Raw genomic sequence first — 22,831 nt, forward strand, 5'->3', positions numbered from 1 at the left:
AATTGAAATGAAGAAAACATGGAAAGTGTTTTTAACTGTTTTAACAGCTCTTGTAGCTGTTGTGCTTGTGGCCTGTGGTCAAGGAACTGCTTCTAAGGATAATAAGGAAGCAGAACTTAAGAAAATCGACTTTATCCTAGACTGGACGCCAAATACCAACCACACAGGGCTTTATGTTGCTAAGGAAAAAGGTTATTTCAAAGAAGCTGGAGTGGATGTTGATTTGAAATTGCCACCAGAAGAAAGTTCTTCTGACTTGGTTATTAACGGTAAGGCACCATTTGCAGTCTATTTCCAAGACTATATGGCTAAGAAATTGGAAAAAGGGGCAGGAATTACTGCCGTTGCAGCTATCGTAGAACACAATACATCAGGAATCATCTCTCGTAAATCTGACAATGTAGCTAGTCCAAAGGACTTGGTTGGTAAGAAATACGGAACTTGGAATGACCCAACTGAACTTGCTATGTTGAAAACCTTGGTAGAGTCACAAGGTGGGGACTTTGATAAAGTCGAAAAAGTACCAAATAACGACTCAAACTCTATCACACCGATTGCTAATGGCGTCTTTGATACTGCTTGGATTTACTACGGTTGGGATGGTATCCTTGCTAAATCTCAAGGTGTAGATGCTAACTTCATGTACTTGAAAGACTACGTTAAAGAATTTGACTACTACTCACCAGTTATCATCGCCAACAACGACTATTTGAAAGATAACAAAGAAGAAGCACGTAAAGTTATCCAAGCTATCAAAAAAGGTTACCAATACGCTATGGAACACCCAGAAGAAGCTGCAGATATCTTGATTAAGAATGCACCTGAGCTAAAAGAAAAACGTGACTTTGTCATCGAATCTCAAAAATACTTGTCAAAAGAATACGCAAGCGACAAGGAAAAATGGGGGCAATTTGATGCAGCTCGCTGGAATGCCTTCTACAAATGGGATAAAGAAAATGGTATCCTTAAAGAAGACTTGACAGACAAAGGCTTCACTAATGAATTTGTGAAATAATGACAGAAATTAGACTAGAACACGTCAGTTATGCCTATGGTCAAGAGAGGATTTTAGAGGATATCAACCTACAGGTGACTTCAGGTGAAGTGGTTTCTATTCTAGGTCCAAGTGGTGTTGGAAAGACCACCCTCTTTAATCTAATCGCTGGGATTTTAGAAGTTCAGTCAGGGAGAATTGTCCTTGATGGTGAAGAAAACCCCAAGGGGCGCGTGAGTTATATGTTGCAAAAGGATCTCCTCTTGGAACACAAGACGGTGCTTGGTAATATCATTCTGCCCCTCTTGATTCAAAAGGTGGATAAGGCGGAAGCCATTGCTCGGGCGGATGAAATTCTTGCGGCCTTCCAGTTGACAGCTGTAAGAGATAAATACCCTCATGAACTCAGTGGTGGGATGCGCCAGCGTGTGGCCTTGCTTCGTACCTATCTTTTCGGTCACAAGCTCTTTCTCTTAGATGAAGCCTTTAGCGCCTTGGATGAAATGACCAAGATGGAACTTCATGCTTGGTATCTGGAGATTCATAAGCAGTTGCAATTGACGACCCTGATCATCACGCATAGTATCGAGGAGGCCCTCAATCTCAGCGACCGCATCTATATCTTGAAAAATCGCCCTGGGCAGATTGTTTTAGAAATTAAACTAGATTGGTCTGAAGATGAGGACAAGGAAGTTCAAAAGATTGCCTACAAACGTCAAATTTTGGCAGAATTAGGCTTAGATAAGTAGAAAATAGGGAGTTGGTGAAGATTATCCTTTACCAGCGCCCTTTTTCTTTTAAAAATGAGAAAATTTCGGTATAATAGTCAATTATACCGAAATCATTCTATAATCGTTGATACATAAGGGTTTTATGTGTCGCTTTTTTAATTTTGTGGACTTTTTTAAGAACTTTTTATTTTTTCGAGGGCAGTTTCAAAGAATGAGACTGCTCTTTTTTGGTTCTCTTTTGATAAATGGCTGTAAGTGTCCATAGTTACAGATATTTTTGCATGGCCAAGCCGTGTCTGTATTTCCTTGTATGGCAGGCCAGCATTAAGCAAGATACTAGCGTGAGTGTGTCGGAAAGCATGAAAGCCTAAATCAGTACAGTTAGCGTTTTTTAAGTGCTTATGTAGGCGATAATCAACCTTTCGAGTATTGACATAGTTGTCAAAGCTATCAGAGAATACTTTCTCATAGGTTAAGCCAATGTTTCTACCGTTTTCTGCTTGTCTTGCTCGGTAGAGACGAAGCATGAGTACTGTTTTATGATCGATATCTAGAACTCTATAACTTGATTTTGTCTTAGGACTGTTTACCTGGTTTAAAATGTTGAGTGTTTTGTTAATATCAATCGTTCCGTTCTGCAGATCAATATCAGACCATTCCAGGGCCAGACATTCACGGATGCGCAGTCCAGTAGCTAGGAGCGTTTTATAAAGCACAGTATCATAGAAATTGATAAAGGTATTTTCTAGGTTATCGAGATAGGAGAGGAAGTTTTTAAGTTCCTGATCTTGAAAGTATTTAATTTCTTGTTTATCTCTTGCTATCTTTCTAGGAATGACAACATCACGAGCAGGGTTATTGTCTAATGCCTGGATAGAAACTCCGTACTGTAGAATACGTTTATTTAAGGCATGAAGGTTATTGTATTCTTTATACCCCGTTCCGTCCTGATTGTACTCATCAGCCCATTTATTTACCTGAGTTTGGATAATAACAGGAGTAAGTTTATCTAGTTTGTAAGTACCAAATGAGGGCAGGAGGTAATTATTTAAGCAACCTTTTATCTTTATCTGAGTATTAGTCTTTATGGTATGCTGGTAGGTTTGCCAGAATAAGTCCACAAGTTCGCTATAGGTTGTTATATGTGAGCGTTGTTTCCGTGTCGAGCCGTTTTTCTCAAATTCTACCTTAGCCTGGGTGGCCTTGTTTTTGAGTTCTTTCTTTGTTCGTGCTGATATGGTAGTCTTGACCTTCTTACCAGTTACAGAATCGATACCAAGATAGATACTGGAGCGGTAGACTGCTGATCCGTCTTTTTTCGTGTGTTGTATAATTTTCATGGTTTTAACTCCTTTTCCATCAGCAGGCAAGCAATTAGAAAAGGTTTTAGTTTATACCATGCGAGGAGCTACGAGAATTTTTAACTTAACTTGTCATTTGTAAATATATAGTGTTAACTATTTTGCACTATAATCAAAGAATTCTTCAACTATTGCATGTTTTAATGGGCGCTTTGCAACTTTAATTAATATTTTACTTTTTTCTAAATCTTTTATAGTTTGTTTTAGACTTCTCTGAGAATATTCAGTATGTTGTAAAAGATTCAAAAGTTCATTGTCGTTAATGCTTGCTTCAAAATCTGACACAAATAATTGAGACTGGATAAGTAAAAATAATATAGTTGCTTCGATATCAGTGAAACTACTATCTTGCAATTTTTGATGATAATAGTATAGCATTTCTTGTTTTTCTGCCAGTGTATTTATTATTTCATATTGCCCCTTAATAATAAAACGTAAGATTGTATGTACAAATTGAGTACCATCTGCTTTGTTTAGGATGTTTCCGGTATCTGAGAATGCTTTATAGTATTTGTTTTTATCTTCATTTATTTTTTTACTAATAATGAGACCAGAAAATTTATCTAATTTCCTTGAAAGATACTTAGATAGAATATAACGTCCAGTTCTTCCATTGCCATCATAAAACGGATGAATGTTTTCAAAAAAATAATGTGCTAGACTAGCTTTTATAAGGAAAGGAACATTTTCTGTATTGATGAAATGAAGCCAGCTAAGTAGCATTTCTTTAATTGTCTCTTCTTTACCTGGCGCAATATGCTCTATCTTTCCATTTTGATTATTAACAATAGAAACATAGCTTCTCCTAAACAGTTCACCATCAAGTTCATCATCATCTTCAATTTCTCCGTTAGTTAAAGCATTATATATTTCTCTAATATGAGTTAGTTCTGTTATATTTAGATAATCTTCTGAAAGTATATCTAGGTACATTCGGACAGTAGATTTGTGTTTCAGCTTTTCTTTTTTATCTTTATTAAGAGCTTCAATTGCAGCTGCTACATCTTTTCTTGTAGTTCCAATACCTTCAATTTCATTTGTGGAAATAATGGCATTGAATAGTTGTTCATTATAAAATTGTTGGTGAGCAACGTCTGGTAGATCATTAGCTAAATCTGTAATAGTAGAAGATAATTCAATGATTTTTTGGGAAAGAAGTTGGATTTCCATAATTGGTACCACAAATAGTGGATATTCATTTGTTGCGAACTCCTCTTTCTTCATCAGATATGGAAACATTGCAGTTTTTGTGGTGCCGTATCCATTTATTCTTTGTAAGTATTCTTGTTCATAAATACTACGTTCACTGTAATAAATTTTTTTTAGACTTTTATACTCCATACTCTAAATTTAATTAATGACAAAAATGTAAGTTTGTCATTAATAGCTCCTTTTAATTTTTTAATTATTGTCAAAAACGCTATTTTGTCAATAATAGTTCCTTTTAATTTTTTAATTATTGTCAAAAACGCTATTTTGTCAATAATTATTTTCTTTTTTGCGATTTAGTCTGTAAAATCAGCTTCTATTCTTCAAATTCTCTCTATTTTCGTACATAATACCTGAAAATCAGACTATTATTGGCGGAGATAGTTTTTATATAATCTTCTCAAAAACCATTGTGGCTTGGATACGGTCGCCACCGCCTAGTCCTTTGCTTCCACCATTGGCGGTTGTGATTGTATGTAGGCGATAACCTTTTGAAGCTTGTTTATTGATAACCTCTTCTAATTCTGTAAGGTTTCCTGATCCAGTGCCGAAAAACTTTTCTTTCAATGTTACCTGAAGGACAACGTAGTGTAGTCCATTTACTCCAGAAGCAGTAGAAAAGCTTCCTTCTTGTTTTACAGTGTCAAAAAATCCCATGGGGGTTACTCCTTTTATTATGTTAGTAATTGATAAAAATTAGTCAATAATTTTTTTGTATTGTTTGAATTGTTCTTCTATAGTGTCATCCTTGTATAGTGAATTAGTTACTTTAAGTATGTTTTCAGTTGGGATATAGTTTGATTTTACAGAGTACATAGATTTCAGTTTTTCTGTGTCCGTTTCTGTATATCTGTAATTAGAATTAAGTTCAGATAGATCTTGCAATTGATAAAAAATCATTTCTATTTGCTTATCAGATAAAACAATATCACTTAGAGAAATATAGTCTAAAAATCTAACAAATGCCTCTTTGTTCATCCTTTCCATAACATTATTATGGAAATCAATCTCATATTCTGTAACATCATCATTATTGAACCCCAATAGATACCCAACACTTACCCCGAAAATATCCGCTAATTGCTGGGCTTTTTCTGATTTTATTTGGTGTTCGCCTTTTTCCCAGTTTAAAATTGTCAGTTTTGATACTCCGATTTGTTTAGCAAGTTCCTGTTGTGTCAGTTTTCTCTCTTGCCTTAATTCTTTCAATCTACTCATTTTTACACTACCTTTCCTCTTTATTCTACCACTATTTTGAAGATAAGTATAGAAAATTTATAATTTAATTTAATTTTTTCTCTTGACAAGTAAAGAAAGTTATACTAAAATGTAATCGTAGCAAGAAAAAGTATAGAAAACTATACCTTGTAATTCAACCAGATAAAACTCCATCTATCTACTACTTTTCACGTCTGGTTCGAAAATTTTAAAAAAGGAGGTGTTTAAATGCTTATAACTGAGAGTATGGCAGAACAGGTAAGAGTCAAGCGTGCAGTTAATCGTCTTACGATGAAGGAACTAGCACAAAAACTAGGTACAACTTACTCTACCTTACGTCAGGTAGAACAGGGCGATTATGATGCCCCGAGACGAATATATCAATCAGTTAGTGAGTGGCTTGCTGAAGATTACTAGAAAGGGGCATAAGACAGAGTCTAGAAATATTTTGCTTGCTACCTATGGCAGTATCAAGGGTTTGTAGGGGTTTATTCTCTCCTAAATTTTCCCTACCTCAATGATTTACTTTGGTACTGTTTTAGGTGGCAAGCACTGACAAAAGAAGAAAGGAGCGAACCAATGGAACTGGTTTATATGGACGGTAAGAAAGAACCGTATACGCTGAGCAGTATCGTTGCAGAGTGTACAGGATTGCAACATCATACAATAACCAAGACGATCCGCAAACATCAAGAAAGGTTTGAACGGTTCGGAAAGGTCGGATTTAAAATCCAAGCTATGGAAAGTGGCCAGAATACCAAGGACTATATTTTGAATGAGCAACAAGCGACCTTGTTAGTTACATTTTTAAAAAATACCGAGCAAGTGGCCAACTTCAAAACAAACCTAGTCAAAGCATTCTTTGAGATGCATGACGAACTTTCTAAACGCTATCTTCAAAGAGAACTGGAAAAACCAAAGCGTAAAAGCTTAACTGAAGCTATTCAAACATGGGAGAAAGCACCTAAGCATGCCTATAGTAGCCTTACAAACCTACTACTAAAGGGAGCGACTGGGAAAAACAAGACCCAACTCATGAAGGAGCGAGAAAGTAAGAACGGTATTGATGGCTTGACAAGTGCAGAACTGACAAACTACCAACGTTTGGAAGATATGGCAATAGCTATGATTAATTTGAATAGGGGATATTCAGAAATTAAGGAATTAATTTTTAAAGTATAGGAGTATAGAAAATGGAAAATGAATTTAAGACAGTTACAAATGCCAAAGGGTTAGAAATTCCTAAGTATCCCAAGGACTTTAAAAAGCTAGTTGAGAAAGACAGACAACTAGCCGAATATCTTTGTATGAACTACGAGAACTTGGACAGTGAAGACCTGGGCGCATTTCTTGAAACGGTTGAGCAGGGATTCAGTTGGATTCTAGATCTTATCGAAAGTAAAGACTTGCTTTATAAACCAAAGTCAGGTAGTAATCATGCAAAAAGAAAATAAAAAAATCACTTGCTCAAATTTTAGACGAGGCGAGCAAGCGACAAGATTAAGGATATAGAAATTTTTTCTATGCTCTGATTATAGCAAAAAATATCTATTCTATCAAATACCTAAAGAAAAACCGAAGAGCAGGCAAGCAATTAGAAAAGGTTTTGAAAATCAAGTGCTGACAGGGTGATTCTAAGACCTTGTTTAGCTGAAAGATGGGTAATTACTCACGAAACACCGCTACAAGCGTTCGCCAACTTGGGGCAATCGCCCAGCGTTTGGAGTGGTGAAATAATCCAATATAGGAAAAAGGGAAAACAGACTATGACAGAAACAACATACGATATTATCACTAAAAGCTTGGATAGAATTAGTATGGAATTACACCAAGCAGACGAAAACAATGATTTTTTGAGAATAGGGCTCTTATCAGGACAATTAAAAGCTATCAAAGAAAACTTACATCGTTTACTTTGGATTGAACTTCCTGAATTGAATGAAAGTCATAAAATCGAAGTCATTTCCAAAAGCACTACTGGAATGTTTTTCCACCCTGGTATTTTTGAAATAGATGCTATGCGACAAGCTTTCTTTAAACGGCAAGCTAAGCACTTTTTTGACAACGAAGCAGAGCAACAGGCGTATATAGAACATGCTGAAAAGGAGTATTTAGAGTCTACTATAACCTTAAAAGAAATTCTTTTTAACTCTAAAAATGGAACTCAAAAAGTAAATAAAGGTTGTCTTATAGAGAAGTTTGAGGAGGCAATGCAATGACTCTAGACCTAGATAACATGACACGATCAGAATTTGATAAGCTAATGACTAAAATCAAGGATAGAAATCCGAACCTCTTTCAGTTCATCATTGACTTTTTAGATGATAAAGTAACTCCAGAAGAGGTGTACGACTTTCTGAAGATGGAGCGAAGCTATCAAGTAAATTATATCAAGAATTACCAAGCGAGGGCATAGCATGAATGAACTAGATTTAAGCAATACACAGGCGCTTATTTTTACCGTGATATTGATTGGCTTTCTCATGTATTTAAACCACCGAGACCACAAAAAAAGCGCCCAAATCGAGCGAGAAAGTACACAGACGATAGAGACAACTATCGAGGGTTTAAGCCCTGATTATGGGCGATATATTCAGCTTGCAGGGCTTAAGCCATGGGGGTACTAAGATGTTTGAAAAAATGATTGAAGATTTAAAGTCTAAGATTTTGGAAGCAGTGGAACGGTATTTAAAAAGCCATGAGAAAGCACCTCAAAAAAGATTAGATTTGATCAGCAAAGTGGAACTAAAGGAAGAACTAGGCATAGGAGATAAAACCTTGACAAAATGGGAAGGTGCAGGACTACCGCAGTATATACCGCCTATTGAAGATACTAGAAAAGCGTATTATAAAATCTCAGACGTTTTAAAGTTTTTGGGGGTAGATGATGGCAAAGACTAAAATATATTTTTGGTTAAAAGTTGATAAGAAGTTTTTTGATAACCTTTTTATTAAGCGACTTAAAAATATGCCTGGTGGCTACACTATGACAGTGATTTATATCCGTCTTATGTTGGAAAGTTTAGAAGATGATTGTATTTTGTACTATGAAGGATATTTTGATAGTTTGGTACAGGAACTAGCTTTGAAACTGGATGTTTCTGAAGATGATATCAATATGACGGTTGCATATTTTACAAAATGTGGACTGATTCAGATCGATGATGATGGCCATGCTACATTATCGCAAGCAAAAGCCATGGTTGAGAGTGAAACAAACTGGGCAAAATACAAGCGAGACCAAAGAAAAAATAGTCAAGATATACCAAAATTGGAGAATGTCCAAAGTAAAGTGACTTTTTCCAACTCATGTCCAACAGAGATAGAGAAAGAGAATAGAGTTAATAGTAAGAGTAATAATTTATATTTAGATAATATATTGTCGGGAAATCCCGACTTCACTTTTCCTACTTGGCTTGAAGAAACAGCTATAAAAGATTTAGAGAAAACAAAACATAAAGAACTTTGGATTCCTATTGCTTATCTGAATCAAGTAGCTAATAAGAGGTATAAGTTTGTTGATAAGACAAAAAGGCTTTTACTAGCACGATTCAAAGAAGACTATACACTTGAAGATTTTAAACAGGTGATAGATATTAAAACGGCAGAATGGAAGGATAGTCCTGAATTTTCTAAGTATTTGAGACCAGAAACACTTTTTGGATCTAAGTTTGACGGTTATTTGAATCAAAAGCCTAAAACCATAAAAGGGAAGTCAGAAGATAACTTCCCAGACCTACCATTTTAGGAGTTGCAAAGATGAAGGAACAATTTAAAGAATTTAATAACAGAAAAATATCGGATAAAGTTTGCGATATTCACCAGGTAAATTACTGGGAAATTTCTGTACCAGTGTTAGGGAGTTCAGAAAGAAAAGTACAAGCATTTTGCCCGGAGTGCGTGAAGGGAGAGATTAAACAGAAAGAGAAAGACCTATTGCAGCAGTTCGAGGACAGACAAGCTTACTTTAAAACTTATGATGTCTTAATGCGTGATAGTACGATTCCTAACGAGTTGAAAGGAGCGACATTTGATAATTTCTTTGTTAAGACGACAGAGGAGCGTCAGATGTTAGAGTTTGTAAAGGGGCAAGCCCAGAAGTACCTTGCAGGTATGACAGGAAATACTTTAATCAGCGGTAGCACAGGAATAGGAAAAAGTCATTTATCTCTTGCCTTGGCTAAAGAAATCAATGAGAGCTTCAGAGAGAAGAACGAGCCTAAGAGTGTCTTATTTGTCAGCTTAACCGAGATTATCAAGCAGATAAAAGAAGGCTGGGCTTATGGCAGAAATGCAAACTTAACAGAGTATGAGGCGGTTAAAAAGCTTGTTGATGTTGATTTTCTAATCATTGATGACCTGGGGGCAAAAAATGGGACGGTAACCCCTAAGAGCGATTGGGAACAGGATTTCTTGTTTGATATTATCAATAATCGAGAAACTACAATTTTTAATACAAACTTAGACAGTAGCGAACTGCGGACGGTATACAATGCTAGAAATTCAAGTAGAATTTTGAAAGGTTTAGAAGGGAACACTTTCAAGGCTTTTACAATCAAAGATAAGAGATACACTATAAACACAGTGAGGGGAGAATATCAATGAATGATGATAAAATGCGATTTGCAACAGAAAAAGGCTTTGTTGTCTATGAAAAATGTGGTATAATAGAGATAGAAAAAGTTCCAAGTTTTGGAGAAGTTACTTTATTCTATTCAGATGGGAAGTTTACCCATCTAGTCAAAAAAGAAACTAAAAAATAAGTCTATTGAGAACAACTCAGGGACATACCGTAAGCATTTAATGCTAGTGGTATGTCCCTTTTTGTTTGCATAGAAAGGGGGTGAGGGCGATGTCAGGAGATACTTCTTTAGGGTATGTAGTAGCCAATAAGTTTTCTATGGATCCAGATAAAAGACAGAAAATCTTTTCTCAGTGTAAAAAAGAAGATGATAGCTTAGAACAACGGAAACAAGAAATACTAGAAAAATATGCTAACAAACAAGACAAATCAAAATCTAGAAAAAATGATTCTAAAGGCTCGGAGAGTTCTAAAAGAAAAGCTAAAAGCAAAGAATTTTAGAAAAAATTATAAACAAAAATCAGATATTAAAAGATGAAGGAGCAAAAAAATGACAAATAACTTAGCTAAACAAAAAGAAAATCTAGAAGCTTATATCCGAAGTACGGGTTATAACACTAGAGGGATGAACGTAGAAAATAATCATGTACTCATTGAAAAACCAATCCTTGATAGTTACGAAGATGAACATCAACGTAAAGAATTGGTTGATCTAGTAAATGTTATTGAGACTCGTACCCGTGGTGGGAAGTATGAAGTAACTGACTTTGAATCTGATTCATTACAAGAAGTTAGCGAAAATTCGGTTGAGAGAACAGAAGCAGATAAAAAGAAAACTATCAGCGTTGATTACTTAGTTAAATTATTCAGTGGAAAACTTGATTTTTCACAGGAACAATTAGATGATGGCCAATATAATTTAACGGATTTTCTTGGTAAGAAGATTATTAAATTAAAACGTAGAACACGAAATAGAGAGATTGGGAAAATTCTCCAAACTGCGAAAGTGCAGACTGCTACAAGTATGGACGACTTGAAATCTATTGTTTCTTTAATCAATCCAGAGCGCAATGTATCTATGGTTGTTAGTCAATCACTATTTAGTGTCTTAGAAAAAATGAAAGACACTTCAGGAAATTATCTTCTTAAAGTTGATAAAGAGACAGGGACAAGTGAAACATTCTTTGTAGATAACTTTTTAATTGTAGATGATACAACATTAGGGAATAAAGGTGACAAAAAAGGCTTTATCGGAGATCTAGAAAACTTTGTTACTTTGTTTGATCGCAAGAAAGATACACTTAGCTGGATGAATGCGAATGACTATTTTGGGAAACGGTTGATTTTACATACCCGATTTGATGTAAAAAAAGTTGAAGAAGATTGTGGTTACTTTATTCAATGGAACTAGGAGAAAGAAATGGATATTAATCAAGTATTTGATACACTGGATGATTTAGATAATAAAAAAAGTAAGATTAATTCAGCGCGAGAACAGTTAAGCGAAAAAAGGAAAAGCCTGTTAGGCAATCAAGCAGTTTCATTTGAGAACATAGATTCTTTTTTGTCAAATAACTTAGAATCTTTAGAGCAGCTGGAAAAGATGGAAAAAGCTATTAATGGCCTTCAGGAAAAATTTGATAGTGATTTTTCAGAAGCTAATGCAGTCATCTTTGAATACATTTTTAAAGAGACTAAGCAACGAATGGAAACTAAGAAGATCTATAAACAATACCGAAAGAAACTTAGACGAATTCTGGACGCATATGATGAAATTCAAGAACTGAAGAAGGATGTAGAAGAAATCCATACAGGTGTAGTCAGAGAAATAAGTCAGAGATATTCTCTATCGCCGTATCGAACAGAAGTAAGTCCGCTTACTGTCCTACCATTCTTAAACCCTGATTCTAGCGGATGGATGAATTTTTCTAAGGAATATCGGGACATTAAAGTGTATTTAGAAAAATAGGGAACAAATTAAGTAAGGCTAGTGATATATGGCTCAAACAAAAGAAATATCGCTAGTCCTACTTTTATGCTTTACTAAGTTTCACATAACAAAGTAAGCATAAACTGAAAAGAAGTAATAGCTTGAAAGCAAGGTATATCAGGGGTTTACAGAATGGAGTGAGTTTCACAGAATGTAAGATATGAGAAACTGAGGGGATAAATTAAAGAAATTTCCCTTGAACTTGTCATATTGAAGAGTTGTCAAACTTAAAACAGTAATAGCTTCTAACTTGAGTATTGGTAGGCTTTCAGCGTTTTTTGTCAGTTTGACAGAATTTACAATTTGACAAATCGCAAGATAAAAAAATTTTAAAATTTAAGTGGAGGTACTTGCCTATGTACGAGTTGAGTAACAGAGACCTGGACGGGATAGATATTGAGTTAGGACGATATAGAACGCTTGCTAGTAAAATTTATTTGAGAAGACAGGAACTAATACATAATAAGAAACATAGCGCTGAAGATTATACTGGTGGGAAAGGCAAGACAGTATATAGTCCTACTGAAGCAACCATCATTAGAATTGAAGAAGACCAAACACTAAGATATTTAGAAGGCTTCAAACTAGTTGTAGATACCTTGATGGAAAACTTAATTGAAAGTGATCTAGTCATTTTTAAAATGAGATATTTAGAAGCTGGTGCGACTTGGGAAGACGTGGCAGAGAAACTAAATAAAACTACTCGTTATATAAATAGCCGTAGAAAGGTAATCGCTAAAAGATTTGTTGAGTTGAAAGGATATTGACTCCCCCCACCTTTTAAAAAATCTTTCTGGTCAGTAGGGTACCGGTGAAGGGAACTTTTTCCAAGTCGGAGATGTTCAGAGAAAAAGGGGGTAAAAACTTATTGTTTTTAGAAAAAAGTATTAGTTTTTCTAAAATAGAATTGAGATGAAACTATTTTTCTGAAATAAGACCTAATTTTCAATTGATAAATGAATTGATTATGTCATTTATTTTTAAGATTTCTTCCAATAATAGTTTTTGATACTCTTTAAAATTTTTTGAGGAATGAAATTCAATCAGTTCTTCAAAGAATTTCGGGGGATTGGTAAATATTTGTAATGGGACATTTGAAATTTTATAATGAAATATATTATTTCTAAAATCTTGTCGGAAGTTAAAAATTTTTTCTTTGCGATCAAGGATATCAACAACTTCCTCCCGTTGGAAATCAGGCAATAAAGAGCTTTCCTTATTGAGAATCAAGCGTAAGGCTGTAATACTAACTAAATAGCATTGGCTTAGCGAGCGTGTAAAAAAGTAATTTTTTGATTTTAAGACACTTGGCATAATATGTACTACAAAATTATTCTGGCATAATATGTTAAATAAGAATAACTGAGTGCCCGTAGGCAGAACTCCTGTTAAAAAATTCCTTCTTTTAGATTCAAATAAGAAAAAATCACGTTGTTCAAAGTTTTCAATTTTAATATCCTGGATTGTAGGCTTCTTAATAGTTTTTTGATTTACTGAATTAATTAAAGTTCCTAAAGCTTTGCTAAATTCAAAAAATAAATCAGTAGCTCTTTTATCAAAATAGGAAATATCCTTTTTATCAGTTTTCGATAAAATACTTTCTAGGTAAATATGATATTGATTAGTGTTAGCGTATGGAATTTCGTTGAAGTAATATACCCCTAAATCATGTTGTCCAAAAATATTGATTACGAGTTTTTGAAATAAATTGTAATTTTCTACCATTTGTGAATAAAAGCGTCTCTCTATTTCAAGTATCAGTTTGTTAGCCTTGCTAAATTTTTTATCAGAGTATTGCTTATAACTCACTCGGACACTAGATATTATTTTTTGAAATTCCTGTTCTCCAATATTTGGAAAATCACTATGAACATCTCTGGGTAAAAACTTTAGTATTCCATCACAGAGAGATGATACAAAAGGAAGGATACCTATTGATAGTTCTGGATAAACTGTCTTATCCAAACTTACAATATTTTCAAGCAGTTGCCTTACTTCAGCAACTTCATCAAGTAGGATTGAAAAAGAAATCATTTCTATCTTATCCATGTTAATCCTTTCAGAAAGTTATTGTTTATATTATAGTTATTGTAACATTATTATTGATAATTGATTAGATGAATAAAAAAGCACCTTCAAAGGTGCTAGTTCTTGCCTGCTGAACTCGTCAATATTACGCCCTTTTTAGGGCTCTTTTTTGTGGACTTTTTTAGGAACTTTCAAGAAAAACTAAGGCGAATTAATGCCAAAGTGTTTTTTAAAAAAGTCAGTATTTCCAATGGTTGAGCCTTAAAAATTTGACTTATAGAGTGTTAAATGATAGTATAGTCAAAGATAGTCAAGGTTTAAAGAGAGAGGTGGGTTTGTAATGAGATTTAAAAATACATCGGATCATATTGAGGCCTACATCAAGGCGATTTTAGATCAATCTGGTATCGTGGAGTTGCAACGAAGTCAGTTGGCAGATACTTTTCAGGTTGTTCCTAGTCAGATTAACTATGTGATCAAGACACGCTTTACGGAAAGTAGAGGCTACTTGGTTGAAAGTAAGCGTGGTGGCGGAGGCTATATTCGTATAGGACGGATTGAGTTTTCTAGTCATCATGAAATGCTCCGAGAGCTGCTTTACTCGATTGGCGAGCGGGTCAGTCAAGAAATTTATGAGGATATTCTACAGCTTTTGGTTGAGCAGGAATTGATGACCAAGCAGGAGATGAATTTGCTGGTATCAGTAGCTTTGGATCGCGTCCTAGGAGAAGAAGCTCCAGTCCTTCGTGCTAATATGCTACGACAGGTCATACAAGAGGTAGATAGAAAAGGGAAGTAAGATGAACTATTCAAAAGCATTGAATGAATGTATCGAAAGTGCCTACATGGTTGCTGGCCATTTTGGAGCTCGTTATCTAGAGTCTTGGCACTTGTTGATTGCTATGTCCAATCACAGTTATAGTGTGGCAGGGGCAACTTTAAATGATTATCCATATGAGATGGACCGTTTAGAAGAAGTCGCTTTGGAACTGACTGAAACGGACTATAGCCAGGATGAAACCTTTACGGAATTGCCGTTCTCCCATCGTTTGCAGGTTCTTTTTGACGAAGCAGAGTATGTAGCGTCAGTGGTCCATGCTAAGGTGCTAGGGACGGAGCACGTCCTCTATGCGATTTTGCATGATGGAAATGCCTTGGCGACTCGTATCTTGGAGAGGGCTGGTTTTTCTTATGAAGACAAGAAAGATCAGGTCAAGATTGCTGCTCTACGTCGAAATTTAGAAGAACGAGCAGGCTGGACTCGTGAAGATCTCAAGGCTTTACGCCAACGCCATCGTACAGTAGCTGACAAGCAAAATTCTATGGCCAATATGATGGGCATGCCCCAGACTCCAAGCGGTGGTCTCGAGGACTATACGCATGATTTAACAGAGCAAGCGCGTTCTGGCAAGTTAGAACCAGTCATCGGTCGAGATAAGGAAATCTCGCGTATGATTCAAATCTTGAGCCGTAAGACCAAGAACAATCCTGTCTTGGTTGGGGATGCAGGTGTCGGAAAAACTGCTCTGGCGCTTGGTCTTGCCCAGCGTATTGCTAGTGGTGATGTACCTGCGGAAATGGCTAAGATGCGCGTGTTAGAGCTTGATTTGATGAATGTCGTTGCAGGGACACGCTTCCGTGGTGACTTTGAAGAGCGCATGAACAATATCATCAAGGATATTGAAGAAGATGGTCAAGTAATTCTATTTATCGACGAACTCCACACCATCATGGGTTCTGGGAGCGGGATTGATTCGACCCTGGATGCGGCTAATATCTTGAAGCCAGCCTTGGCGCGTGGAACCTTGAGAACAGTTGGTGCGACCACTCAGGAAGAATATCAAAAACACATCGAAAAAGATGCGGCCCTTTCTCGTCGTTTCGCCAAAGTGACGATTGAAGAGCCAAGTGTTGCAGACAGCATGACCATTTTACAAGGCTTGAAGGCGACTTATGAGAAACATCACCGTGTGCAAATCACAGATGAAGCGGTCGAAACAGCCGTTAAGATGGCCCATCGTTACTTGACTAGCCGTCACTTGCCAGACTCTGCTATCGACCTCTTAGATGAAGCAGCAGCAACAGTGCAAAATAAGGCTAAGCATGTAAAAGCAGACGATTCAGGTTTGAGTCCAGCTGACAAGGCCTTGATGGATGGTAAGTGGAAACAGGCAGCTCAGCTAATCGCAAAAGAAGAGGAAGTGCCTGTATATAAAGACTTGGTGACAGAGTCTGATATTTTGACCACCTTGAGTCGCTTGTCAGGCATCCCAGTCCAAAAACTCACCCAAACAGATGCTAAGAAATACCTGAATCTGGAAGCTGAATTGCACAAACGTGTTATCGGGCAAGATCAAGCTGTTTCAAGCATTAGCCGTGCCATTCGCCGCAATCAGTCTGGTATTCGTAGTCACAAGCGTCCGATTGGTTCCTTTATGTTCCTAGGACCCACAGGCGTCGGTAAGACCGAATTGGCCAAGGCTTTGGCAGAAGTTCTTTTTGACGACGAATCAGCCCTTATCCGCTTTGATATGAGTGAGTATATGGAGAAATTCGCAGCCAGTCGTCTCAACGGAGCTCCTCCAGGCTATGTGGGGTATGAAGAAGGTGGGGAGTTGACTGAGAAGGTTCGCAACAAACCATACTCCGTTCTCCTCTTTGACGAGGTAGAGAAGGCCCATCCAGACATCTTTAATGTTCTCTTGCAGGTCTTGGATGACGGTGTCTTGACAGATAGCAAGGGACGCAAGGTTGACTTTTCAAATACCATTATCATCATGACGTCAAACCTTGGTGCGACAGCCCTTCGTGATGATAAAACCGTCGGTTTTGGAGCAAAGGACATTCGTTTTGACCAGGAGAACATGGAAAAACGCATGTTCGAAGAGCTGAAAAAGGCTTATAGACCTGAGTTTATTAACCGTATTGATGAAAAGGTGGTCTTCCATAGCCTGTCTAGCGACCATATGCAGGAAGTGGTGAAGATTATGGTTAAACCTTTAGTGGCAAGTTTGGCTGAAAAAGGCATTGACTTGAAATTACAAGCTTCCGCACTGAAATTGTTGGCAAATCAAGGATATGACCCAGAGATGGGAGCCCGTCCACTTCGCAGAACATTGCAAACAGAAGTGGAAGACAAGTTGGCAGAGCTTCTTCTCAAGGGAGAATTAGAGGCAGGCAGCACACTTAAGATTGGTGTTAAAGCAGGCCAGTTAAAATTTGATATTGCATAAAAACGAGGTCGGGACAAAGTTCCCGACCTCTTTATGTACCATCATGAGATGGTTTTTCTGTTGCGATTTCTTTCAGGTGTGCCTATCTTTTTTAGGATTGCTCAACATGTGAGTAAAGAAGGCTTTGTATCGATACTTGAGATAGTTCTCATGTAAAAATAACAAGGCGATACAGACAATCAAAAAGATTGTAGTCATATAGAAGACATCAAATGAAGTTTTGCCATAGTGAGTTGCGGATTTATAAGAGCCAATCGCTACTAAAAATAACCAAGGAAGATACTTATAATACTTATTTAGCATAAGAATGTACCTCCTATATTCTATTTCAATGTTATTATATTCCTTTGTACTTAAAGTTTTAAGCGATTACACAAAACAAATTCAAATTTTTAACAGGAAAATCTCCTGTTTTTCTATTTTATTACGAATAGAAGAGTAGGAGGAGTAAATGTATCTAAAGTATTTAAGATTTTTAAAATAGTTTAGATAAATTGTTGACATGTTTAAAACGCAATGTTACAATTATATTACAAAAAGATTTCTTTATATTTCTAAAACATTACAAAGGAGTAGAAAAATGAAAAAGAAAACCTATATCAAATTGATGGCAGCAACTGTATTGGCTTCTACCTTGCTATTGGGAGCTTGTGGAAATAAAAAGGAAACAACTCAAGCAAGCAGTTCTGCTAAGACAAGCCAATCATCAAGTTCTAAAGCAGCTTCTGCTAGCAAAGAAAGCAAGACTCAGAAGTCCTCAAGTTCAGTTTCATCTGAAAAGGTCAAGGCGTCTACTGACCAGTCTGCAGCAACTACAACATCATCACCAGCAACACCTGCACCAGAGCAAAGACAAGGTCAAGAAGTGGCTAATCAACAGGCAGCTAGTCAACAAACTCCTGCTCAGGCTCCTTCAACTCAACAGGCTTCTCAAGCCCAGTCTAACCAATCAAGCTATGATCCTACAACTGACCGCAAACTTCAAGACAAGCAAGCAGAGCAAAATAAACGCTACAAGGGTGTTTTAGCCATGGTAGACGGTGATTTCTCAGCAGCAGCTGGCAACTGGAAGGGAGCAAATGGAGAAACCATAACAGTTTCATCAGGTGGTCAATTTACAGTAGAATCTGCTGATGGAAAGAAAGAAAATTACTCTATCAGAGGCTACTCTTATACTCTTGATGGTGGCAAGTATAATGCCAAAATCGGTGGAGGGAGAGTCATCCAGATTACAACAGGAGCAGATGGTAAGGTTTCCAGTGTTGCTTTGAGTCAATAATAACCCTCAGTATTTGAATTTTTACAATCAAAGAAAATCCGTCAGCTCAAATAAGAGTTGACGGATTATTTTATACTTGTACTTGGGTTAAAAATTCTTCTGTAGTAAGAATTTGAGAAAACTCATCTTGTAGAGAAAGGAGATTAATCTCATGGATAGTCTCAGGAGAGATGACTTGACCGTTTTTGTTAGATAGGGTAAAACTGGCAGTAGCATCTGCTAGTAAAGTGACTTCAAAACCAAGATTTGCTGCCATTCGTGTCGTAGTAGATACACAATGGGGCAGGGTCAAACCAACAACGACTATACGACAAATCTGTTTTTTTCGTAAATATGTTTCAAGATTTGTTCCAATAAAGGCGCTATTAACCATTTTTTGAAAGACAGGTTCTGCAGTAACTGGCTCAAATCCACTTTTAAACACCTGATTTTGTTTGTTATGAAATTGCGACTGGGGATTGTTAGATATGTGTTGAACATGTAAGACTGGAAGAGCGTGTTTACGAAAGTATGCCAGTACCCTCAATGCTTGATATTCAGCTTGAGGGTTATTTCGTTCTCCCCAGATAGGGCTATTAAATGCTTTTTGCATATCGATAACCAGTAGAGCAGTATGAACCATTTTAAGCCTTATCCAATTGCAAGAGGGCTTCGATCTCTGCTAGGGTGCTAGCTTGTGAAATGGCTCCACGGAGTTTGGCAGCGCCAGATGTTCCACGGAGGTAGTGTGGAGCGAGGCCACGGAATTCACGAACTGCTACGTTTTCCCCTTTGAGGTTAATCAAACGTTTCAAGTGTTCGTAGGCGATTTTCATCTTGTCTTCAAAGGTCAAATCAGGTAGGATTTCTCCTGTTTCAAAGTAATGGTTGATTTGGTTGAAGAGGTAGGGATTTCCCATGGCAGCGCGGCCAATCATGACTGCGTCAGCACCGACTTCTTCGATACGTTGTTTGGCTTCTTGAACAGTACGGATGTCACCGTTAGCGATAAATGGAATCTTGGTCAGAGCTTGAGCGACCTTGTGAAGGGTCTCAAGGTCTGCGTGACCTGTATACATTTGCTCACGGGTACGGCCATGCATAGCAAGAGCAGAAACACCTGCAGCTTCAGCAGCGAGGGCATTTTCAACTGCCAGAGATGGGTCGGCCCAGCCAGTACGCATTTTGACAGTAAGTGGGATATCAAGGATAGACTGGACCTTGTTGATGATAGAGTAAATCTTGTCTGGATCCTTGAGCCACATAGCGCCAGCTTCGTTCTTCACGATTTTGTTAACTGGGCAGCCCATGTTGATATCCACGATATCGGTTTTGGTGTTTTCTTGGATGAATTCTGCTGCGCGTGCTAGGCTGTCTTCATCACTACCAAAAAGTTGGATAGAAACAGGGTTTTCGCCTTCATCGATATGAAGCATGTGCAGGGTTTTTTCATTGTTGTATTGGATTCCCTTGTCAGAGACCATCTCCATTACAACGAGTCCAGCACCAAGCTCTTTTGCGATAGTACGAAAGGCTGAGTTGGTGACACCAGCCATAGGTGCTAAAACAGTACGATTGGGAATCTCAACATTGCCAATCATAAAAGGTGTATTAAGATTTGTCACGAATGAGTTCCTCCAGGTCGTTTTCATCAAAGTTGTAAGTAGTTTGGCAGAATTGACAAGTGATTTCTGCCCCGTGGTCTTCCTCTTTCATTTCCTGTAGGTCTGAGCTTGGAAGGCTAGCAAGAGCGTTCATAAAGCGTTCATGGCTACAGTCACATTGGAAACGGATTTCTTCTTCAGAAAGACGCTTGTAGGCCTCGTCACCGTAGATTGCTTTGAGGAGGGCTTCGATATGGTCTTCACTTTCGAGAAGCGTTGAGATAGCTGGCATTTCTTGGATGCGTTTTTCAAAGCGAGCAATCTCTTCTTCCTTGGCTCCTGGCAAGACTTGAACTAGGAAACCACCTGCAACCTTGACCTTGTCTTCCTCGTCCAAAAGGACATTGAGGCCGACTGCTGAAGGTGTTTGTTGGCTTTCAGTCAGGTAAAAGGCAAGGTCTTCACCAATTTCTCCAGAGATAAGGGGAGTCATAGAGTTGTAAGGATTTCCAGTACCGTAGTCTGTGATAACGAGGAATTGACCATTTCCAACAAAAGGTCCGACTAGGACTTCACCAGTTGCAGTCTTTTTGATATCGACACCTGGATTTTGAACGTAACCTTTGACATTCCCCTTGGTATCAGCGACGGTGATGATGGCACCTAGTGAGCTAGATCCCAGCACCTTAACTGTTAGTTTAGTATTTCCTTTTTCATTGGCTGCGAGAATCTGGCTAGCGATAAGAGTTCGACCAAGCGCTACAGTTGAGCTAGCTTGGGTTTGGTGTTTTTCTTGAGCAGTACGGACGGTTTCTGTGCTGTCAAGGACAAAAGCACGAAAGGCTCCGCTTTCTGATATAGTTTTAATAATTTTATCCATAGCTACTATTTTAGCATAAAAAAGCCCAAAGGGGGAGCCGTGTGTTTGCTGATTTTCAGGATAATGGATCAGGAAATCAGCAGGTAAATAAAAAGAGAAACAGATTATTTCAGCATTTGTAAGATTTATGCTATGCTTAAGGTAGAAAATGAAAGGGGTAACAAATGTATTTAGGAGATTTGATGGAAAAGGCCGAATCTGGCCAATTTTCAATCCTTTCCTTTCTATTACAAGAGTCTCAGACGACTGTCAAGGCTGTAATGGAGGAAACAGGATTTTCAAAAGCAACTCTAACCAAATATGTCACCCTTCTTAATGAAAAGGCTTTGGATAGTGGCTTAGAGCTGAACATCTCCTTAGAAGATGAAAATCTGCGCCTGTCGATCGGTGCAGCTACCAAGGGGAGAGATATTCGGAGCTTGTTTTTAGAGAATGCTGTTAAATATCAGATTTTGGTCTATCTTCTCTACCACCAACAGTTTTTAGCCCATCAGCTGGCTCAAGAATTGATGATTAGTGAGGCTACGCTTGGTCGCCACTTGGCTGGTTTAAATCAGATTTTGTCAGAATTTGACTTATCTATCCAAAATGGACGTTGGCGAGGTCCAGAGCATCAGATACGCTATTTCTATTTCTGTCTTTTCCGCAAGGTCTGGTCGAGTCAGGAATGGGAAGGACATATGCAGAAACCAGAGAGAAAACAGGAGATTACTACACTAGAAGAAATCTGCGGTGCAAGCTTGTCTTCGGGGCAGAAGTTAGACTTGGTTCTCTGGGCTCACATCAGTCAACAACGTCTCCGGGTCAACGCCTGTCAGTTCCAAGTGATAGAAGAAAAAATGCGAGGGTATTTTGACAATATTTTCTACCTTCGTTTGCTCAGAAAGACCTCGTCTTTTTTTGCTGGGCAACATATCCCTCTAGGGACTGAAGATGGTGAGATGATGATTTTCTTCTCTTTCCTCCTATCCCATCGCATTCTTCCTCTTCATACAATGGAATATATCCTTGGTTTTGGAGGGCAGTTGGCAGATTTGCTGACGCAATTGATTCAAGAAATGAAGAAGGAGGAGTTGCTGGGGGATTATACAGAGGATCACGTTACCTATGAACTCAGTCAGCTTTGTGCTCAAGTCTATCTCTATAAGGGCTATATTTTACAGGATCGTTACAAGTACCAGTTAGAGAATCGCCATCCATATTTACTGATGGAACATGATTTTAGAGGAATGGCAGAGGAGATTTTTCATGCTCTACCTGCCTTTCAGCAGGAGACGGATTTGGATAAGAAAATTCTCTGGGAATGGCTCCAGTTGATCGAATATATGGCTGAAAATGGTGGTCAGCATATGCGGATTGGTCTGGATTTGACATCTGGTTTTCTTGTCTTTTCAAGGATGGCAGCCATTTTGAAACGGTATTTGGAATACAATCGTTTTATTACCATTGAAGCCTATGACCGAACTCGGCATTATGATTTGCTGGTTACCAATAACCCGATTCATAAGAAGGAACAGACCCCAGTTTATTATTTAAAAAACGACTTGGATTTGGAAGATTTGGCAGGGATTCGTCAGTTATTATTCACTTAAAAGGCTTGGTTGTTCCAGGTCTTTTTTGTGAAATTCACACAATCTCCTCACATTTTTTAAAAAATTAAAAAAAGTTGATAAACAAGAAAGCGTTTTATTTTGTATACTAGTAAGTGTAAAGAGGAAACATCCTCAAGATCTTTATCAGGAG

General features: G+C 37.5%; 29 protein-coding genes. 20 read left to right on the plus strand and 9 right to left on the minus strand.

What is annotated here, in order from left to right:
- The first annotated feature begins 7 nt into the window (after positions 1 to 7).
- Together HMPREF1048_RS06760 and HMPREF1048_RS06765 are read left to right on the plus strand one after the other, a co-directional pair.
- A complete protein-coding gene (locus HMPREF1048_RS06760) occupies positions 8 to 1,015 on the plus strand; it encodes an ABC transporter substrate-binding protein (RefSeq protein WP_000754559.1) in 1,008 nt (335 codons plus the stop codon).
- Positions 1,015 to 1,743: an ABC transporter ATP-binding protein gene (locus HMPREF1048_RS06765; RefSeq protein ID WP_000136218.1), complete on the plus strand. Its 729-nt coding sequence runs from the start codon at positions 1,015 to 1,017 to the stop codon at positions 1,741 to 1,743. Before HMPREF1048_RS06760 ends, HMPREF1048_RS06765 begins: the two co-directional genes overlap by 1 nt.
- Positions 1,744 to 1,898: 155 nt before the next feature.
- Here the strand turns inward: HMPREF1048_RS06765 and HMPREF1048_RS06770 are convergent, their stop codons facing one another.
- The 4 genes from HMPREF1048_RS06770 to HMPREF1048_RS06785 form a co-directional block, all read right to left on the minus strand.
- Positions 1,899 to 3,065, minus strand: a complete 1,167-nt coding sequence (locus HMPREF1048_RS06770) for a tyrosine-type recombinase/integrase (RefSeq protein WP_000691828.1) — start codon at positions 3,063 to 3,065, stop codon at positions 1,899 to 1,901.
- 117 nt (positions 3,066 to 3,182) lie between these two features.
- Positions 3,183 to 4,325 (minus strand): Fic family protein, encoded by a 1,143-nt coding sequence (locus tag HMPREF1048_RS06775; protein ID WP_004248795.1) that lies wholly within the window; start codon positions 4,323 to 4,325, stop codon positions 3,183 to 3,185.
- A 357-nt stretch (positions 4,326 to 4,682) separates the two neighbouring features.
- On the minus strand, positions 4,683 to 4,952 hold the full coding sequence (locus tag HMPREF1048_RS06780; RefSeq protein ID WP_000505376.1) for a DUF4177 domain-containing protein: 270 nt from the start codon (positions 4,950 to 4,952) through the stop codon (positions 4,683 to 4,685).
- A gap of 39 nt (positions 4,953 to 4,991) precedes the next feature.
- The gene (locus HMPREF1048_RS06785) at positions 4,992 to 5,513 is read right to left on the minus strand and encodes a helix-turn-helix domain-containing protein (protein WP_000088665.1); all 522 of its coding nucleotides are present in this window, start codon (positions 5,511 to 5,513) and stop codon (positions 4,992 to 4,994) included.
- A gap of 228 nt (positions 5,514 to 5,741) precedes the next feature.
- Between HMPREF1048_RS06785 and HMPREF1048_RS06790 the strand changes: the two genes are divergently transcribed.
- The 14 genes from HMPREF1048_RS06790 to HMPREF1048_RS06845 all read left to right on the plus strand — a co-directional run bounded on the left by HMPREF1048_RS06790 (position 5,742) and on the right by HMPREF1048_RS06845 (position 12,852).
- Positions 5,742 to 5,930 carry a helix-turn-helix domain-containing protein gene (locus tag HMPREF1048_RS06790; protein ID WP_000909161.1) on the plus strand — a complete coding sequence of 63 codons (189 nt, stop codon included), beginning with the start codon at positions 5,742 to 5,744 and terminating at the stop codon, positions 5,928 to 5,930.
- Between the two features lie 162 nt (positions 5,931 to 6,092).
- The gene (locus tag HMPREF1048_RS06795) at positions 6,093 to 6,695 is read left to right on the plus strand and encodes a Rha family transcriptional regulator (RefSeq protein ID WP_000424671.1); all 603 of its coding nucleotides are present in this window, start codon (positions 6,093 to 6,095) and stop codon (positions 6,693 to 6,695) included.
- Positions 6,696 to 6,706: 11 nt separating this feature from the next.
- Positions 6,707 to 6,967 (plus strand): hypothetical protein, encoded by a 261-nt coding sequence (locus HMPREF1048_RS06800; protein ID WP_000426659.1) that lies wholly within the window; start codon positions 6,707 to 6,709, stop codon positions 6,965 to 6,967.
- 312 nt (positions 6,968 to 7,279) lie between these two features.
- Entirely contained in the window at positions 7,280 to 7,732 is a 453-nt protein-coding gene (locus HMPREF1048_RS06805) for a hypothetical protein (protein ID WP_004248793.1), read from the plus strand.
- Entirely contained in the window at positions 7,729 to 7,929 is a 201-nt protein-coding gene (locus HMPREF1048_RS06810) for a hypothetical protein (protein ID WP_000171251.1), read from the plus strand. The genes HMPREF1048_RS06805 and HMPREF1048_RS06810 overlap by 4 nt, the downstream gene beginning before the upstream one ends.
- 1 nt (position 7,930) lies before the next feature.
- Positions 7,931 to 8,140 carry a hypothetical protein gene (locus HMPREF1048_RS0102295; protein WP_001003756.1) on the plus strand — a complete coding sequence of 70 codons (210 nt, stop codon included), beginning with the start codon at positions 7,931 to 7,933 and terminating at the stop codon, positions 8,138 to 8,140.
- A gap of 1 nt (position 8,141) precedes the next feature.
- Positions 8,142 to 8,414, plus strand: a complete 273-nt coding sequence (locus HMPREF1048_RS06815; RefSeq protein WP_000462044.1) for a hypothetical protein — start codon at positions 8,142 to 8,144, stop codon at positions 8,412 to 8,414.
- On the plus strand, positions 8,401 to 9,261 hold the full coding sequence (locus HMPREF1048_RS06820) for a conserved phage C-terminal domain-containing protein (RefSeq protein WP_001140520.1): 861 nt from the start codon (positions 8,401 to 8,403) through the stop codon (positions 9,259 to 9,261). Before HMPREF1048_RS06815 ends, HMPREF1048_RS06820 begins: the two co-directional genes overlap by 14 nt.
- 11 nt (positions 9,262 to 9,272) lie before the next feature.
- A complete protein-coding gene (locus tag HMPREF1048_RS06825; RefSeq protein WP_000662897.1) occupies positions 9,273 to 10,118 on the plus strand; it encodes an ATP-binding protein in 846 nt (281 codons plus the stop codon).
- Positions 10,115 to 10,276, plus strand: a complete 162-nt coding sequence (locus HMPREF1048_RS13365) for a hypothetical protein (protein ID WP_000997172.1) — start codon at positions 10,115 to 10,117, stop codon at positions 10,274 to 10,276. Before HMPREF1048_RS06825 ends, HMPREF1048_RS13365 begins: the two co-directional genes overlap by 4 nt.
- Positions 10,277 to 10,365: 89 nt before the next feature.
- On the plus strand, positions 10,366 to 10,596 hold the full coding sequence (locus HMPREF1048_RS06830; RefSeq protein WP_000012236.1) for a hypothetical protein: 231 nt from the start codon (positions 10,366 to 10,368) through the stop codon (positions 10,594 to 10,596).
- 49 nt (positions 10,597 to 10,645) lie between these two features.
- Complete coding sequence (locus HMPREF1048_RS06835) at positions 10,646 to 11,506, plus strand: phage major capsid protein (RefSeq protein ID WP_004248798.1); 861 nt, start codon at positions 10,646 to 10,648, stop codon at positions 11,504 to 11,506.
- Between the two features lie 9 nt (positions 11,507 to 11,515).
- Complete coding sequence (locus HMPREF1048_RS06840; protein WP_000354073.1) at positions 11,516 to 12,064, plus strand: hypothetical protein; 549 nt, start codon at positions 11,516 to 11,518, stop codon at positions 12,062 to 12,064.
- Positions 12,065 to 12,441: 377 nt separating this feature from the next.
- The gene (locus HMPREF1048_RS06845; protein ID WP_000273148.1) at positions 12,442 to 12,852 is read left to right on the plus strand and encodes a DUF722 domain-containing protein; all 411 of its coding nucleotides are present in this window, start codon (positions 12,442 to 12,444) and stop codon (positions 12,850 to 12,852) included.
- A 178-nt stretch (positions 12,853 to 13,030) separates the two neighbouring features.
- Here the strand turns inward: HMPREF1048_RS06845 and HMPREF1048_RS06850 are convergent, their stop codons facing one another.
- Positions 13,031 to 14,134 (minus strand): hypothetical protein, encoded by a 1,104-nt coding sequence (locus HMPREF1048_RS06850; RefSeq protein ID WP_000357678.1) that lies wholly within the window; start codon positions 14,132 to 14,134, stop codon positions 13,031 to 13,033.
- Positions 14,135 to 14,453: 319 nt separating this feature from the next.
- Here HMPREF1048_RS06850 and HMPREF1048_RS06855 point away from each other — a divergent pair, with 319 nt between their 5' ends.
- Together HMPREF1048_RS06855 and HMPREF1048_RS06860 are read left to right on the plus strand one after the other, a co-directional pair.
- Positions 14,454 to 14,912 carry a CtsR family transcriptional regulator gene (locus tag HMPREF1048_RS06855; protein WP_001211277.1) on the plus strand — a complete coding sequence of 153 codons (459 nt, stop codon included), beginning with the start codon at positions 14,454 to 14,456 and terminating at the stop codon, positions 14,910 to 14,912.
- 1 nt (position 14,913) lies between these two features.
- Complete coding sequence (locus tag HMPREF1048_RS06860) at positions 14,914 to 17,346, plus strand: ATP-dependent Clp protease ATP-binding subunit (RefSeq protein WP_001109668.1); 2,433 nt, start codon at positions 14,914 to 14,916, stop codon at positions 17,344 to 17,346.
- Positions 17,347 to 17,418: 72 nt separating this feature from the next.
- On the opposite strand, the gene HMPREF1048_RS06865 is transcribed toward HMPREF1048_RS06860, so the two are convergent.
- Complete coding sequence (locus tag HMPREF1048_RS06865) at positions 17,419 to 17,649, minus strand: hypothetical protein (RefSeq protein WP_000933121.1); 231 nt, start codon at positions 17,647 to 17,649, stop codon at positions 17,419 to 17,421.
- A gap of 277 nt (positions 17,650 to 17,926) precedes the next feature.
- Here HMPREF1048_RS06865 and HMPREF1048_RS06870 point away from each other — a divergent pair, with 277 nt between their 5' ends.
- Positions 17,927 to 18,625 carry a hypothetical protein gene (locus HMPREF1048_RS06870; RefSeq protein WP_000730892.1) on the plus strand — a complete coding sequence of 233 codons (699 nt, stop codon included), beginning with the start codon at positions 17,927 to 17,929 and terminating at the stop codon, positions 18,623 to 18,625.
- Between the two features lie 70 nt (positions 18,626 to 18,695).
- Here the strand turns inward: HMPREF1048_RS06870 and HMPREF1048_RS06875 are convergent, their stop codons facing one another.
- The 3 genes from HMPREF1048_RS06875 to hslO are packed head-to-tail and all read right to left on the minus strand — an operon-like array spanning position 18,696 to position 21,088.
- The gene (locus HMPREF1048_RS06875; RefSeq protein WP_000233718.1) at positions 18,696 to 19,247 is read right to left on the minus strand and encodes a cysteine hydrolase family protein; all 552 of its coding nucleotides are present in this window, start codon (positions 19,245 to 19,247) and stop codon (positions 18,696 to 18,698) included.
- A 1-nt stretch (position 19,248) separates the two neighbouring features.
- A complete protein-coding gene (gene dusB / locus HMPREF1048_RS06880; RefSeq protein ID WP_000183301.1) occupies positions 19,249 to 20,229 on the minus strand; it encodes a tRNA dihydrouridine synthase DusB in 981 nt (326 codons plus the stop codon).
- Positions 20,216 to 21,088, minus strand: coding sequence for an Hsp33 family molecular chaperone HslO (gene hslO / locus HMPREF1048_RS06885; protein ID WP_000357854.1), 873 nt, complete (start codon positions 21,086 to 21,088; stop codon positions 20,216 to 20,218). The genes dusB and hslO overlap by 14 nt, the downstream gene beginning before the upstream one ends.
- Positions 21,089 to 21,252: 164 nt before the next feature.
- On the opposite strand from hslO, the gene HMPREF1048_RS06890 reads away from it, so the two are divergent.
- Positions 21,253 to 22,680 (plus strand): AcpB/EbpR/MafR family transcriptional regulator, encoded by a 1,428-nt coding sequence (locus HMPREF1048_RS06890; RefSeq protein ID WP_029746576.1) that lies wholly within the window; start codon positions 21,253 to 21,255, stop codon positions 22,678 to 22,680.
- The last annotated feature ends 151 nt before the right edge of the window (positions 22,681 to 22,831 follow it).

The organism is Streptococcus mitis SK575, assembly GCF_000257865.1.
Classification (GTDB): domain Bacteria; phylum Bacillota; class Bacilli; order Lactobacillales; family Streptococcaceae; genus Streptococcus; species Streptococcus mitis_CQ.

Excerpts from the sequence above, each read along its gene's own strand:
- HMPREF1048_RS06760 (WP_000754559.1), top strand. The coding sequence starts at position 8 with ATGAAGAAAACATGGAAAGTGTTTTTAACTGTTTTAACAGCTCTTGTA.
- HMPREF1048_RS06765 (WP_000136218.1), top strand. The coding sequence starts at position 1,015 with ATGACAGAAATTAGACTAGAACACGTCAGTTATGCCTATGGTCAAGAG.
- HMPREF1048_RS06770 (WP_000691828.1), bottom strand. The coding sequence starts at position 3,065 with ATGAAAATTATACAACACACGAAAAAAGACGGATCAGCAGTCTACCGC.
- HMPREF1048_RS06775 (WP_004248795.1), bottom strand. The coding sequence starts at position 4,325 with ATGTTTCCATATCTGATGAAGAAAGAGGAGTTCGCAACAAATGAATAT.
- HMPREF1048_RS06780 (WP_000505376.1), bottom strand. The coding sequence starts at position 4,952 with ATGGGATTTTTTGACACTGTAAAACAAGAAGGAAGCTTTTCTACTGCT.
- HMPREF1048_RS06785 (WP_000088665.1), bottom strand. The coding sequence starts at position 5,513 with ATGAGTAGATTGAAAGAATTAAGGCAAGAGAGAAAACTGACACAACAG.
- HMPREF1048_RS06790 (WP_000909161.1), top strand. The coding sequence starts at position 5,742 with ATGCTTATAACTGAGAGTATGGCAGAACAGGTAAGAGTCAAGCGTGCA.
- HMPREF1048_RS06795 (WP_000424671.1), top strand. The coding sequence starts at position 6,093 with ATGGAACTGGTTTATATGGACGGTAAGAAAGAACCGTATACGCTGAGC.
- HMPREF1048_RS06800 (WP_000426659.1), top strand. The coding sequence starts at position 6,707 with ATGGAAAATGAATTTAAGACAGTTACAAATGCCAAAGGGTTAGAAATT.
- HMPREF1048_RS06805 (WP_004248793.1), top strand. The coding sequence starts at position 7,280 with ATGACAGAAACAACATACGATATTATCACTAAAAGCTTGGATAGAATT.
- HMPREF1048_RS06810 (WP_000171251.1), top strand. The coding sequence starts at position 7,729 with ATGACTCTAGACCTAGATAACATGACACGATCAGAATTTGATAAGCTA.
- HMPREF1048_RS0102295 (WP_001003756.1), top strand. The coding sequence starts at position 7,931 with ATGAATGAACTAGATTTAAGCAATACACAGGCGCTTATTTTTACCGTG.
- HMPREF1048_RS06815 (WP_000462044.1), top strand. The coding sequence starts at position 8,142 with ATGTTTGAAAAAATGATTGAAGATTTAAAGTCTAAGATTTTGGAAGCA.
- HMPREF1048_RS06820 (WP_001140520.1), top strand. The coding sequence starts at position 8,401 with ATGGCAAAGACTAAAATATATTTTTGGTTAAAAGTTGATAAGAAGTTT.
- HMPREF1048_RS06825 (WP_000662897.1), top strand. The coding sequence starts at position 9,273 with ATGAAGGAACAATTTAAAGAATTTAATAACAGAAAAATATCGGATAAA.
- HMPREF1048_RS13365 (WP_000997172.1), top strand. The coding sequence starts at position 10,115 with ATGAATGATGATAAAATGCGATTTGCAACAGAAAAAGGCTTTGTTGTC.
- HMPREF1048_RS06830 (WP_000012236.1), top strand. The coding sequence starts at position 10,366 with ATGTCAGGAGATACTTCTTTAGGGTATGTAGTAGCCAATAAGTTTTCT.
- HMPREF1048_RS06835 (WP_004248798.1), top strand. The coding sequence starts at position 10,646 with ATGACAAATAACTTAGCTAAACAAAAAGAAAATCTAGAAGCTTATATC.
- HMPREF1048_RS06840 (WP_000354073.1), top strand. The coding sequence starts at position 11,516 with ATGGATATTAATCAAGTATTTGATACACTGGATGATTTAGATAATAAA.
- HMPREF1048_RS06845 (WP_000273148.1), top strand. The coding sequence starts at position 12,442 with ATGTACGAGTTGAGTAACAGAGACCTGGACGGGATAGATATTGAGTTA.
- HMPREF1048_RS06850 (WP_000357678.1), bottom strand. The coding sequence starts at position 14,134 with ATGGATAAGATAGAAATGATTTCTTTTTCAATCCTACTTGATGAAGTT.
- HMPREF1048_RS06855 (WP_001211277.1), top strand. The coding sequence starts at position 14,454 with ATGAGATTTAAAAATACATCGGATCATATTGAGGCCTACATCAAGGCG.
- HMPREF1048_RS06860 (WP_001109668.1), top strand. The coding sequence starts at position 14,914 with ATGAACTATTCAAAAGCATTGAATGAATGTATCGAAAGTGCCTACATG.
- HMPREF1048_RS06865 (WP_000933121.1), bottom strand. The coding sequence starts at position 17,649 with ATGCTAAATAAGTATTATAAGTATCTTCCTTGGTTATTTTTAGTAGCG.
- HMPREF1048_RS06870 (WP_000730892.1), top strand. The coding sequence starts at position 17,927 with ATGAAAAAGAAAACCTATATCAAATTGATGGCAGCAACTGTATTGGCT.
- HMPREF1048_RS06875 (WP_000233718.1), bottom strand. The coding sequence starts at position 19,247 with ATGGTTCATACTGCTCTACTGGTTATCGATATGCAAAAAGCATTTAAT.
- hslO (WP_000357854.1), bottom strand. The coding sequence starts at position 21,088 with ATGGATAAAATTATTAAAACTATATCAGAAAGCGGAGCCTTTCGTGCT.
- HMPREF1048_RS06890 (WP_029746576.1), top strand. The coding sequence starts at position 21,253 with ATGTATTTAGGAGATTTGATGGAAAAGGCCGAATCTGGCCAATTTTCA.